This window comes from Methylobacterium sp. WL120 (genome assembly GCF_008039465.1).
Classification (GTDB): domain Bacteria; phylum Pseudomonadota; class Alphaproteobacteria; order Rhizobiales; family Beijerinckiaceae; genus Methylobacterium; species Methylobacterium cerastii.
The window spans coordinates 1-11,842 of sequence record NZ_VRUT01000148.1; the positions used below are offsets into that span (position 1 = coordinate 1).

Annotated in this window: 14 protein-coding genes and 1 pseudogene; 9 read left to right on the forward strand and 6 right to left on the reverse strand. The window is 69.8% G+C overall.

Going from position 1 to position 11,842, the window contains the following annotated elements; translation table 11 throughout:
* Nucleotides 1-425 (forward strand): annotated as a pseudogene (locus FV229_RS21455) (ribonuclease E/G); the annotation flags it as partial.
* A 247-nt stretch (nucleotides 426-672) separates the two neighbouring features.
* A complete protein-coding gene (locus FV229_RS21460; RefSeq protein ID WP_147753908.1) occupies nucleotides 673-1,932 on the forward strand; it encodes a methyl-accepting chemotaxis protein in 1,260 nt (419 codons plus the stop codon).
* A 37-nt stretch (nucleotides 1,933-1,969) separates the two neighbouring features.
* On the opposite strand, the gene FV229_RS21465 is transcribed toward FV229_RS21460, so the two are convergent.
* The 4 genes from FV229_RS21465 to FV229_RS21480 form a co-directional block, all read right to left on the reverse strand.
* Nucleotides 1,970-3,124 carry an aminotransferase class I/II-fold pyridoxal phosphate-dependent enzyme gene (locus FV229_RS21465; protein ID WP_147753909.1) on the reverse strand — a complete coding sequence of 385 codons (1,155 nt, stop codon included), beginning with the start codon at nucleotides 3,122-3,124 and terminating at the stop codon, nucleotides 1,970-1,972.
* 70 nt (nucleotides 3,125-3,194) lie between these two features.
* A complete protein-coding gene (locus FV229_RS21470) occupies nucleotides 3,195-3,494 on the reverse strand; it encodes a BrnA antitoxin family protein (protein WP_210246617.1) in 300 nt (99 codons plus the stop codon).
* The gene (locus FV229_RS21475; RefSeq protein ID WP_147753919.1) at nucleotides 3,475-3,747 is read right to left on the reverse strand and encodes a BrnT family toxin; all 273 of its coding nucleotides are present in this window, start codon (nucleotides 3,745-3,747) and stop codon (nucleotides 3,475-3,477) included. Before FV229_RS21475 ends, FV229_RS21470 begins: the two co-directional genes overlap by 20 nt.
* 87 nt (nucleotides 3,748-3,834) lie before the next feature.
* Nucleotides 3,835-4,491: a DUF1345 domain-containing protein gene (locus FV229_RS21480; protein ID WP_147753911.1), complete on the reverse strand. Its 657-nt coding sequence runs from the start codon at nucleotides 4,489-4,491 to the stop codon at nucleotides 3,835-3,837.
* A gap of 196 nt (nucleotides 4,492-4,687) precedes the next feature.
* Here FV229_RS21480 and FV229_RS21485 point away from each other — a divergent pair, with 196 nt between their 5' ends.
* From FV229_RS21485 to FV229_RS21500, 4 genes are all read left to right on the forward strand, one after another.
* Nucleotides 4,688-5,449 (forward strand): DsbA family protein, encoded by a 762-nt coding sequence (locus tag FV229_RS21485; RefSeq protein ID WP_147753920.1) that lies wholly within the window; start codon nucleotides 4,688-4,690, stop codon nucleotides 5,447-5,449.
* Between the two features lie 142 nt (nucleotides 5,450-5,591).
* Nucleotides 5,592-6,065, forward strand: coding sequence for an acetyl-CoA carboxylase biotin carboxyl carrier protein (accB, locus tag FV229_RS21490; protein WP_147753912.1), 474 nt, complete (start codon nucleotides 5,592-5,594; stop codon nucleotides 6,063-6,065).
* Between the two features lie 113 nt (nucleotides 6,066-6,178).
* On the forward strand, nucleotides 6,179-7,531 hold the full coding sequence (gene accC, locus FV229_RS21495) for an acetyl-CoA carboxylase biotin carboxylase subunit (RefSeq protein WP_147753913.1): 1,353 nt from the start codon (nucleotides 6,179-6,181) through the stop codon (nucleotides 7,529-7,531).
* An 81-nt stretch (nucleotides 7,532-7,612) separates the two neighbouring features.
* On the forward strand, nucleotides 7,613-7,912 hold the full coding sequence (locus FV229_RS21500) for a hypothetical protein (protein WP_147753914.1): 300 nt from the start codon (nucleotides 7,613-7,615) through the stop codon (nucleotides 7,910-7,912).
* A gap of 154 nt (nucleotides 7,913-8,066) precedes the next feature.
* On the opposite strand, the gene FV229_RS21505 is transcribed toward FV229_RS21500, so the two are convergent.
* Both FV229_RS21505 and FV229_RS27585 read right to left on the reverse strand, forming a co-directional pair.
* Nucleotides 8,067-8,279, reverse strand: a complete 213-nt coding sequence (locus FV229_RS21505; protein WP_147753915.1) for a hypothetical protein — start codon at nucleotides 8,277-8,279, stop codon at nucleotides 8,067-8,069.
* Between the two features lie 330 nt (nucleotides 8,280-8,609).
* Nucleotides 8,610-8,765, reverse strand: a complete 156-nt coding sequence (locus tag FV229_RS27585; RefSeq protein WP_187275235.1) for a hypothetical protein — start codon at nucleotides 8,763-8,765, stop codon at nucleotides 8,610-8,612.
* A 613-nt stretch (nucleotides 8,766-9,378) separates the two neighbouring features.
* Here FV229_RS27585 and FV229_RS21515 point away from each other — a divergent pair.
* The 3 genes from FV229_RS21515 (at nucleotide 9,379) to FV229_RS21525 (ending at nucleotide 11,407) form a co-directional block, all read left to right on the forward strand.
* Nucleotides 9,379-9,624 carry a NepR family anti-sigma factor gene (locus tag FV229_RS21515; RefSeq protein ID WP_187273593.1) on the forward strand — a complete coding sequence of 82 codons (246 nt, stop codon included), beginning with the start codon at nucleotides 9,379-9,381 and terminating at the stop codon, nucleotides 9,622-9,624.
* Nucleotides 9,621-10,196, forward strand: coding sequence for a sigma-70 family RNA polymerase sigma factor (locus FV229_RS21520; RefSeq protein ID WP_147753917.1), 576 nt, complete (start codon nucleotides 9,621-9,623; stop codon nucleotides 10,194-10,196). The genes FV229_RS21515 and FV229_RS21520 overlap by 4 nt, the downstream gene beginning before the upstream one ends.
* Nucleotides 10,197-10,363: 167 nt before the next feature.
* Entirely contained in the window at nucleotides 10,364-11,407 is a 1,044-nt protein-coding gene (locus FV229_RS21525; protein ID WP_147753918.1) for a cytochrome c peroxidase, read from the forward strand.
* The last annotated feature ends 435 nt before the right edge of the window (nucleotides 11,408-11,842 follow it).

Below are 11,842 nucleotides of genomic sequence, written 5' to 3' on the forward strand. Positions count from 1 at the left end.
GCCGCGGCCGTGCCGAGGGCCGCGGCCGGGATGGCGGCGACGCCGTCGCGTCCGAGGGGGCCGCGTCCGACTTCGACGCGTCGCAGGAGGCCGGCGTCGACCCGGTCGCCGAACTGCAGCCGGAGCAGCCGGTGAGCGCCGAGGCCGTCGAGGCGGCGATCGCCGCGGCGACGCCTCCCGCCGAGACCGCGATCGACCTGCCGGTGTCGAGCCCCGCCGAGACATCTTCCCCCGACGCCCCGGCGCCGTCGCCGGTTGCGACCGAGGCGGCCCCCGAGCCCATGGTCGAGCCGGCGTCCCCGGCGCCCGCTCCGGTGCGCGCGCCGGAGCCGGTGGCGGTGGTGCTCAGCGAGCCGTCCGATCCCGACCGGCCGAAGCGCGCCGGCTGGTGGTCGCGCACCAAGGCCGCGCTGACTGGCGAATGAACCGGCGCAAGGCCGGCTGAAACGAAGCCGGCCGACTGAGATGAGGCCCTGGGTTCCAACGAACCCAGGACCTCGCTTCGCCGGCGACGGCAATCAGGTCTCCGAGACATCGGGTGCGGCGCAAATGACGATCTCGGCATCACCGACGGATTGAAATCGCTCTGTTTGTGTACAAAAGTGTGCGGTATAAACTCCGTATTGACCTATTCCATTCCAGGTTGCAGTCCTGTCCCAAGGAATGCAATCGATGTTGAGCTTCTTCCGCAAAGCCAGGATTGAAACGCCGGCCCTCTCGGTTGTGGCTTCCGGCGGTCTCGACTGCACCGCCGAGGCGCCCGAGCAGGCCATCAAGCCCGTCTCCGTGCCGCCCGCCGACCCCGAAGCGCTGCGCCTGCCCGGCCGCCTGTCGGCCGCGGCTTCGTCGGCTGGAACCTCGATCGGCTGGCTCACCCACGATTCCGCACAGGTCGCCGACCAGGCCCGCCTGATCGCGGCCGCGAGCGAGGAACTCGCCGCCTCGACCAGCGAGATCGCCGCCCGGTCGCAGACCTCGGCCGAGACGGCCGAGCGGGCCCGCGAGGGCATCGCGATCTGCGCTGGCGACATGCGCCGGGCCGGCGAGCGGATGCAGGAGATCCAGGCCGGCACGTCGGAGATCGGCGGGCGCCTCGACGGATTCGCCGCGGCGGCGCGTCGGATCGAGGAGATGGCGAGCGCGATCGCCTCGATCTCGGCTCAGACCAACCTGCTCGCGCTCAATGCCACCATCGAGGCGGCGCGCGCCGGCGAAGCGGGACGTGGCTTCGCCGTGGTCGCCGGCGAGGTGAAGGCGCTGTCGGGCCAGACCGCCCGGGCGACCGACGAGATCCGCGCGCGGCTCTCCGCGCTTCAGACCGAGCTGTCGGCCATGCACGCGGCCGTCGGCCACAGCCGGGCCGCGGTGGCGGCCGGCTCCGAGGCGATGGACCGCGCCAACGCTCGCGTCGAGGCGGAGAGCGCCGCGGTCGCCGAGGCGGCTTCCGAGATGCGGGCCCTGGCCGAGGTGATGGAGCAGCAGATCGCCGCCACCGGCGAGATCGCCTCCAACGTCGGCCGCATCGCCGCCGGCACAGAGAAGTCGCGCGGTGAGATCAAGGACGCGATCGGCGAGCTCGAGGCGCTCGAAGCGATGAGCCGCACCCTCCTCGACCGCTTGGACGGCGACCCCCTGGCCGTGGCCCTCGCCCGGCTGCCGGCCGACTGCGCCGCCTGGAAGCGCCGGCTCGCTTCGGTGCTGGTCGGCGTCGTGCCCCATACCGGCATGATGGCGATCGTCGCCGACCCGATCCTGCCCGCAAACGTCCGCGCCGGAGTCATCGCCGCCGCCGCCCAGGCGGCAGCGCTTTGCGCCGGCGTGAAGGTTCAGGATTGGGACGCCGCGACCGTCGCGTTCCAGGCCTTCGACGCGGCGACCGCGACGACCCTCGCAGCTGCAGCCGCCGCCGACGCGGCCGTCCTGGCAGCCTGAACGTATCAGGCGCCGGGTCGGACGAGCCCGCGCGGCATCACGCCAGCCAAGTGCGCAGGCGCCGCACCGCTTCCCGGCATTTGGCCTCCGAGCCGGCGAAGGAGAACCGGACGTGGTGGTGGCCGGCCTCCCGGTCGAAGTCGAGACCGGGGGTGGCCGCCACGCCGGCCTCGTCGAGCATCCGCCGGCAGAAGGCGGAGGCGTCGTTGGTGAGGTTCGCCACGTCCGCGTAAAGGTAGAAGGCGCCGTCCACGGGATGCGTGCGCCCGAGGCCGATCCCGGGGAACGCATCGAGCAGGATCGCGCGGTTGCGGGCGTAGCCGTCGCGCACGGCGTCGAGCTCCTCGGTGGCGTCGAAGGCCGCCAGCGCGCCGACCTGCGAGAGGTAGGGCGCCGAGATGTAGAGGTGCTGCGCAAGCCGCTCGATCGGGCGCACGAGGGCGTCGGGCACCACCATCCAGCCGACCCGCCAGCCGGTCATGCAATGGTACTTCGAGAACGAGTTGATGACGATCGCATTCGAGTCGAACCGGAGCGCAGTCGTCGTCGGCACGCCGTAGCCGAGGCCGTGATAGATCTCGTCGGAAATGAAGGGCAGGCCGAGGGCCCGCGCCGCCACGCAGAGTTCGGCGAGCGCCGCCTCACCGATCACCGTGCCGGAGGGGTTGGCCGGGCTCATCACCAGCACGCCGGACAGGGCATGTGCCGCATGCGTCGCCTGAAGCAGCGCAGCGGTCGGGGCGTAGCGGTCGGCGGCGCTCAGGCGCATCGGCACCGGCACCAGGTCGAGGGCCGAGAGGATGTTGTGATAGGCCGGATAGCCCGGCTGCGGCACGCCGACCCGGGCGCCGGCGTCGAACAGGCTCAGGAAGGCCAGGATGAAGCCGGCGGACGAACCGGTGGTCACCACCACACGCTCCGGCGGCACCGCGACTCCGTGGCGCTCGCGGTAATCCTGCGCGATGCGCTCGCGCAGGGCCGGCAGCCCCAGGGCCTCGGTGTAGGGCACGCGGCCGCCTTCCAGCGCCCGCTGCGCGGCGGCGATCACCGCCCGAGGCGCCGGCGCCGAGGGCTGGCCGACCTCCATACGCACCACGTCCTCCCCGGCCCGCGCCTTTGTGGCGGCGGCGACCATCACGTCCATGGCGAGGAAGGGCGCGACGGCGGCGGCACGGCGGGAGATCGGGATCATCCAACGTTTATACGCGGGCCGCGGCGGCCGGTCAGCCCTCGAACGGCCCGCAGGACCTGTCGCCGCGGCGCTACGCCTTGAAGCGTTCGCGGAGCACGGCGTTGGCCCGCGCCTGCCAGCCCTGCCCGCTAGCGCGCATCGCCGCGATCACGTCGCCGTCGAGGCGCAACGTCACCTGCCGCTTCGGAGCCTCGGATTTCGGACGCCCACGCCCGCGGCGCGCGATGTCGTGGCCCGAGCCGGGAACTGCGCGCGCCATCATGGTGTCGGTAATCTTGGGAATCTCGTCATACTCGCTCGCCTGGATCACGTGGGCATCGAGCCGCGCAAGGTCCGTTTGCCCGATGCCGTCAGCGGAGGGCGGGACCATATTTCTTTTGCTCACGGTCATTGGCCTTCCTCATCGAAAAGACATGCTCGTCGTCGCCACGCAGGGTCCAGCCGACCACGACCATCCGGCCCGCGAGCGTCCCGATCGTGATGATGCGCGTCGCGCCATAATCCTGGCGATCGTCTTCGAAGCTGACGCAGGAGCCGGCGAGGACGGTCGCGGCAGCTGCGAAATCGAGGGCTCGCTCACGGAGCGTCCAATCTCGCTTCGCGGGATCGAAGGTGATCGCCATAATATTTGTAGCGCCATCAAATGCGGCCGGCGATGACGAAACGGCGCGCCGACGATTCGGGAGCATCGCCCGGATCGCCCAACATCCTCAATGCCCCACGAACCCCGCCGCCATGTTCACGGCGAGGGCCAGCACGCCGGTGTTGAACAGGTAGGCGTAGACCGTCTGCACCGTCGCGATGCGGCGCATGCGCTTGCTGGTGATGTTGGTGTCCGAGGTCGCCGCCGCCGCGCCGATGGTGACGGTGAAGTACAGGAAGTCCCAGAAGTCCGGGTCCTCGTCGCCGTGGAAGTCGAGGCCGCCGCGGCGTTCGCCCGGCGCGTCGTCGCCGTAGTAGACGTGGGCGTAGTGGACCGTGAAGACGAGCTGCACGAAGGACCAGGTGCACAGCACCGTCGCGCCGGCGAGCGTCAGGTCGAAGACCTTGCCCGCCCCGCTCGCCTTGCCGCCGAGCACCAGCACGCCGACCGCGGCGAAGCTCGCCGCGGCCGCGAGCAGGGTGAACACGGTGACCAGCGCCGCGCTGTCGTCGAGGCGCGAGGCCTGCAGGCGCAGGGCGTCGCGGGACTGCCCGGTCGATTGGCGGACGATCAGAACGGCGTAGGCCACGATCCCGGCGCACCAGCCCGCGAGCAGGCGCGTGACGAGGTCCGGCCCCGGGACCAGCAGCGCGCAGGCCGCCATGATGCCGAAGGCGGCGAGCAGGCGCGGGCGGAGCCGGAGGGCTCGGAGGGGATCGATCATCGACGGGACGCCTCGCGGAAGAAATGACGCATTGTGCAAGATGGAATGCGATCCGGGGATTTGACCCGCCGCCGTGAAAACGCCTAACCCGATCGATACCGGATCGACCATGCCCCGGTTCGGCCTGCCCGCCGCGCCCGCCCAGCGAGGACGTATGCTTCTCCCCCGTTTGCTCTCGGCCTCCTGCCTCGCGGCGATGCTGTCACTGCCCGTCGCCCTGCCCCTCGGCATCGCGGCCCCGGCGCTGGCGCAGACGGCGCCGGCCGCGCCCTTCACCGACGCGCAGCGCGCCGGCATCGAGGCGATCGTCAAGGATTACCTGATCAAGAACCCCGACGTGCTGCAGGAGGCGATCGCCGAGGGCGAGAAGCGCCAGGTCGAGACCCAGCGCCTCGCCCAGGCCGCGGCCCTCAAGGAATCGCAGAAGGCGCTGCTCGACAGCCCGCACGACGTGGTCGCCGGAAACCCGGCCGGCGACGTCACGATGATCGAGTTCTTCGACTACAATTGCGGCTATTGCCGCAAGGCTCTGGGCGACGTGCAGGCGCTGATCAAGGCCGACCCGAAGCTGCGGGTGGTGATCAAGGACTTCCCGGTGCTGGGCCCGGAATCGCAGGAGGCCAGCCAGATCGCGCTCGCCGCCAAGCAGCAGCTCAAGGGCGACAAGCTGTTCGAGTTCCACCAGAAGCTGCTCGAGTCCAAGGGCCGGGTGAACGGCGCCAAGGCCCTCGACGTCGCCAAGGCGATGGGCCTCGACATGGCCAAGCTGCAGAAGGATGCGCAGGGTCCCGAGGTGAAGGCCGCGCTCACCGAGAACCGGGGCTTGGGCGACAAGCTCGGCCTCTCGGGCACCCCGGCCTTCATCATCGGCGACGAGATCATCCCCGGCGCGGTCGGCGTCGAGCCGATCCGCAAGACCATCGCCGACGTCCGCCAGTGCGGCCACGCCTCCTGCTGACGCGCGACGGGGTGTCGCGAACGCGCGCCTTCGTCTAAGACCGGCGCCTTCGCGGGATCGGGGTCCGCGGCCGCGCCGGCGGAACGGCGCAGGCGCGGCCGCCACCCGCCATCCCAGGTTCAGTCCCCAGAAGACAGGCCCGATGTCCAAGCACGACCCCATCGATGCCGATCTCGTCCGCGAGCTCGCCAACCTCGTCACCGAGACCGGCTTGTCCGAGATCGAGGTCGAGAAAGGGGATCTCCGCATCCGCGTCGTCCGCCGGATCGAGCCGGTGAACGTCCAGGTCGCCGCGCCGGCGGCCATGGCGCTCCCGGCGGCACCCCAGCCGATTCCGGCGAGCCCCGGCCCCGGCGCCGCGCCGGAGCGTGGCAAGACCCATCCCGGCGCCGTGCCCTCGCCGATGGTCGGCACCGCGTATCTTCGCCCCTCGCCCGAGGCGAAGGCCTTCGTCGAGGTCGGCTCCAGGGTCGAGGTCGGCGACAAGCTGCTCCTGATCGAGGCGATGAAGACCTTCAACGAGATCGTCGCGCCCCGCGCCGGCACGGTGGCCGCGGTCTTCGTCGAGGACGGGCAGCCGGTCGAGTACGGCGAAGCCCTCCTCGTCATCGAGTAGCCGAGCGCGGAGGAGCCGAGGGCGTTCGTCAGCCCGCCATCCGCGCCGCCGTCGGCGAAGGCCCCGCTCTCGTCACGCGAACCGCGCACACTTCGCTGGAAAGCGCCCCTGCCATGTTCGACAAGATCCTGATCGCCAACCGCGGCGAGATCGCGCTTCGCATCCTCCGGGCGTCGAAGGAGCTCGGCATCAAGACCGTGGCGGTGCACTCGACCGCCGACGCCGACGCGATGCACGTGCGGCTGGCCGACGAGAGCGTCTGCATCGGCCCGCCCGCCGCCCGCGACAGCTACCTCAACATCCCCTCGATCATCGCGGCTTGCGAGATCACCGGTGCCGACGCGGTCCATCCCGGCTACGGCTTCCTCTCAGAGAATGCGCGCTTCGCCGAGGTGCTGGCCCATCACGAGATCGGCTTCATCGGCCCGAAGGCCGAGCACATCCGGATCATGGGCGACAAGATCGAAGCCAAGCGCACCGCGCTCAAGCTCGGCATTCCCTGCGTGCCCGGCTCCGACGGCGGCATCGAGGACCCGGTGGAGGCCAAGCGGGTCGCCGCCGAGATCGGCTACCCGGTGCTGGTCAAGGCGGCGGCCGGCGGCGGCGGGCGCGGCATGAAGGTGGCGCGCTCGGAAGGCGAGCTGGAGCAGGCGCTGGGCATGGCCCGCTCCGAGGCCAAGGCGGCCTTCGGCGACGACGCGGTCTACCTGGAGAAGTACCTCACCAAGCCGCGCCACATCGAGGTGCAGGTGCTCGGCGACGGCCGTGGCGGCGCGGTGCATCTGGCCGAGCGCGACTGCTCGCTGCAGCGTCGCCACCAGAAGGTCTGGGAGGAGGGCGGCTCGCCCGCGCTCAATGCCGAGATGCGGGGCGAGATCGGCGAGATCTGCGCCGACGCGATGCGCAAGCTCGGCTACCTCGGCGCCGGCACCGTCGAGTTCCTTTATGAAGACGGGCGGTTCTACTTCATCGAGATGAACACGCGCATCCAGGTCGAGCACCCGGTCACGGAGATGATCACCGGCATCGACCTCGTGATCGAGCAGATCCGGGTCGCGGCCGGCGGCGCCCTGTCGGTGACGCAGGACGACATCCGGGTCGAGGGCCACGCCATCGAGTGCCGGATCAACGCCGAGCACCCGGCGACCTTCCGGCCCTCGCCCGGCCTGATCACCTACTACCACCCGCCCGGCGGCCTCGGCGTCCGCGTCGACTCGGCCGCCTTCCAGGGCTACCGCGTGCCGCCGAACTACGACTCGCTGATCGGCAAGCTCATCGTCCACGGCCGCACCCGCAACGAGTGCCTGATGCGCCTGCGCCGGGCGCTGGACGAGTTCGTCATCGACGGCGTCGACACCACGCTGCCGCTATTCCGCACCCTCGTGCGCAACGCCGACGTCCAGAACGGCGCCTACGACATTCACTGGCTGGAGCACTTCCTGGAAGCCGGCGGCCTCGACGCCTGAGCAGGCGACGAAGCGAGACCGGAACCGAAGCGTCCACCATCCGTTGCTCGATCCCATCGCACGCAACCGGAACAAATTCTCATGCGCCTCGCAGCCCTCGCCGTGATCGGCGCCCTCGTCGCCGCCCCCGCCCTCGCCCAGGATGCCGGCAACGTCGGCCAGCCTTCGCGCGCGGTCCCGCAGGCGGGCCAGACCACCGGCGGCCCCCGCGACGTGGCGCCGGGTGCCGACGGCGCGGCGACCACCGGCAGCACCGTCACCCGCCCGGCCGGAGAGATGGGCATGGCGCCCGGCGCCGACTCGGCCAAGGGCGGCAACGTCGATCAGACCAACAAGATGACCCCGAACGCCGGCGGAACCGCGGGCGGCCCCGCCCGCTGACGCACCGGTTCGTTCGCGGATCGAGAGGCCGGTTCCCGTGAGGGCGCCGGCCTTTTCGTATCGAGACCCTCGTGCTCGTGCGAGCCGACCGGGATTTTCGAACGCGCTGGGGAATGCGAAGCGCCTTCTTGGCTTGCCCACAGAGCGATCCGCTTCATGCGCGTCTTGTTTTAGCTTTCACATCCTCACTGTCATCACCCCAGTTTGTTGTGCTGGTGTAGGCATCGCGCGAGTGAGCGTTGGCGGTGACGATGATGCGGCGTGCGACGGCGCGCAGGTCCAGCTTGGCCGGCTTGGTCTGATCGCACAGGGCTCGGTCGGCGGTCGTGAAGGCCGGGTCGTGGCGCGCCGCCATGAGGGCGCTCATGTACAGCGCCGCGCACGCAGAACCGGCTGCCGCCGATCATGGTCGCGCGGCGGAGCGTGGATGGATCGGCTGACATGCGGGGCCAAGCCCGCTAGGCTGACGATGCTCTTGCGGTCGCGCTGTCTGAGCTCGGCTAGGTCGTAGATCGGCACGGCCGCCACGCGCGCGCCGACGCCCGGGATCGAGCGCAGCAGGCGATGCGCGACCACGCACTCGGCATCGACCTGGATTGCGGGCGTCCAGCTCCGCCTCGATGGCCGCGTAGGCCCCAATCGAGGTCCGCGATGCAGGCGCGATGGCTTGCGATCACGGCCGGTTCGCGCGCCTGCTTCAGGCGGGTCTTTTCGACCCCGCGCATGGCCACCAGCTGCTGGCGCCGGGTGGACAGCGCTTGAGCGCACGGGCGGCGTCGGGCAGCGGGCGGATCGCATCGAGCATGGCCCGAACAAAGCGGGCGATCAGCCCGGCGTCCAGCACTTCAGCCATGGGACCGGTCCGGCATGCAGGCTCGCCGCCAGCCGGGCGGGGTCCAAGCCTGTTCGATCGAGGGCAATCGAGCAGGCGCGGCCGCGCCGGACTGCGATCATGCATCAGATCGGGGATCCACCGAGCTGCGCCTGCTCCGCTCCTCTACAGCAGCCACCTCAAGATACAGGGATCCAGGACCACTCACGGTACCCACTGAAGCGCAAGCTACGGTTCTGGATTCCAAGCTCTACTGCGCATTCCCGTAATAACAGCGTGGAGCGAAGCCGTGATCGCGCTCCTCCGCTGAAGGGGAGGGAAGAGCCATCCCATCCCCACATAGTTCAAACCGTCAGGTTTCGAACATTCGAATGTAACAAGATGTATCCAGATCGAGGACATCATACAGATTGACAAAGTCCACAGCTTGACCATAAGATGGTATCGAGATCTGTGGCGATGAATTCTAGGTGAATGCCGTTTTCAGAATTGATTAAACCGTCCGGCCCTAGCACCCGTAGCAACGGCGACGGACCCTGCGTCCGCGGAGAACCGGTGGCCTGAGGGCCGTTTCCGGTCGTCCGCGGGCGGTGGGGTCGCGAGGCGTCGCCCCGCTTTGCGAGGACGGCCGACGATGCAGGACATCCCCGACGAACGCGGTGCCGACAGGACGATCGTGCGCCCGCCCGAGGTCGTCGTGGTGCGGGCGTCCGAACGGCGGCCGCGCGGCGATGGCCGGCTCGACGCCGAGACCCGGCGGCGGATCGGGCGCAGCCTGCGGGTGCTCTACGCGGGCCTGCTCGCCCAGCCAATTCCCGAGCGGTTCGAGGCGCTCGTCGCGGAGTTGGCGGCCCGGTCGGAAAAGGAGTCGGCGCGATGATCCAGGCCTGTGCCCCCGTCGGAACGCCCGCCGGCGCCGATTCCGAGATGCGCGACCTCCTGCTCGGCGCGATTCCCGCGCTGCGCGCCTTCGCGTTCTCGTTGACCTACGATTTCGACCGCACCGACGACCTCGTGCAGGACACGCTGATGCGCGCCTGGACCAAGGCCGAGAGCTTCCGCCGCGGGACCAACCTGACCGCTTGGCTGTTCACGATCCTGCGCAACCTGTTCTATTCCGAGCAGCGCAAGCGCAAGCGCGAGGTCGAGGATGCCGACGGCAGCCATGCCGGGCGGCTGACGAGCCTGCCCGAGCAGGAGGTCCGCGTGGAGATGCGGGCGTTCCAGAGCGCGTTGAATCTGCTGCCCCTCGCCCAGCGGGAGGCGCTGGTGCTCGTGGGCGCCCAGAGCTTCACCTACGAGGAGGCCGCCGAGATCTGCGGCGTCGCGGTCGGCACGATCAAGAGCCGGGTCAGCCGCGCACGGGGACGGCTGATCGAAACCCTCGGCATGGACGGCGCCGGCGACGTCGGCGCCGACGCCCATACCCGCGCCGCGCTCCAGGCCGGCTGAAAGCATCGTCAGGGTTTCGCGCACCAGGTTGCCAAGTCGTTTCTGAGGTTTATTGTCCTGGGCTGGCTTTTCCGGCGTCATGTGACCGTGACGGCGTGAAATCGGAACGAAACCTTCACGGATCAGCAAGATTTCGCGTCGTAGGTACGCTCCCTAGGAGCTCAGGGATGCGATGGAAGCTCGGCGGTGGAGTCGCCGCAATTGCGATGCTCGGCGCGGTCACCGGGTCGGCGACCGATTCAGGGGTGGCGCAGCGCGCCGCCTGGCGCGCGACCTATGCCGCTCCGGCGACGATCCCGTTCCCCGACGAAAACCCCTACAGCCGGGCCAAGGCCGTTCTCGGCCGAAAACTGTTCTTCGACCCGATCCTCTCGGCCGACCGCGACCGCGCCTGCGTGACCTGCCACCTGCCCGACCTCGCCTGGGCGGACGGGCGCCGGCGCGCGCCGACCCGCGCCGATTCCGACACGGACCTGCGCACCCCGACCCTGCTCAACCTCGCCTGGCAGGAGGGCCGGCTCGGCTGGGACGGCAAGTTCCGCGATCTGGAAAGCGTCGCGTTCGTGCCGATCAGCGCCCCCGGCAACATGGGCTTGCCGGTCGAGGACGCCGTGGCCCGCCTCTCGGCGGATGCCGCCTACGTCGCCGCCTTCAAGGAGGCCTATGCCGACCCGGGCGTGACCAAGGCGCGGATCGAGGCGGCGCTCGCCACCTTCCAGCGCCTCATCGTGTCCGGCGCCAGCCCGTTCGACCGTTGGATCGCCGGCGACGAGGCGGCGATCCCGGTCGCGGCCAAGCGCGGCTTCGACCTGTTCAACGGCCGGGCGAACTGCGCCGCCTGCCACGGCGGCTGGGCCTTCACCGACGGCTCCTTTCACGACATCGGCACGGCCGTCGGCGCCGACCTCGGCCGCGGGCGCTTCGTCACGAACTCGCAGGCCCTGCGCTACGCCTTCAAGACCCCGGGCCTGCGCGAGGTCGCGGGCCGCGGCGCCTACATGCACGACGGGTCGATCGCGGCGCTGGAGGCGGTGATCGACCTCTACGACCGGGGCGGCATCGACCGGCCGAGCCGCTCGCCGGAGATCCGCCCGCTCAACCTGAGCGCGGACGAGAAGGCCGACCTGCTGGCTTTCCTGCGCACGCTGAACTCCGAGCCCGGGACCGGACCCGCCCTGGCGGATCTGACCGAGGCCGCACCGCGGCCGTAATACCAGACCTCGATGAGCCCGACTCATCGAGGTCTGGCCCCCGCGACTGCGGGGCGGCGGCAATCCGCCGGACCTCATGGGTTCCTACCCTTGAGACTCGGTATAAGTCTTTCTCGAACCGGGCGTTGACGCAGCGCGTCGTCCACGACGACGCTGAGCATCTTCAAGCGGGATGGATGACGGTTCGCACGACGCCCCGCGCTAAAGCATTTTCAAGCGAGGTGGATGCCGGCTCGCGTGAAGAAAATGCGACCACACAGCAGGTTAAAGCATTTTCTGTGATCCAGAGATCACGGAAAATGCTCTAGCAGGCTGCTGCAGAAGTCTGGTGTTACGCTCGGTTTGGATCGTTATCGGTGTTTGCCACGGATTGGCCGACGTCCGAGAGGCTGGATTCTGCCTCTTCGATGGGAGCCCGGGTTACGGGCCGCGTCT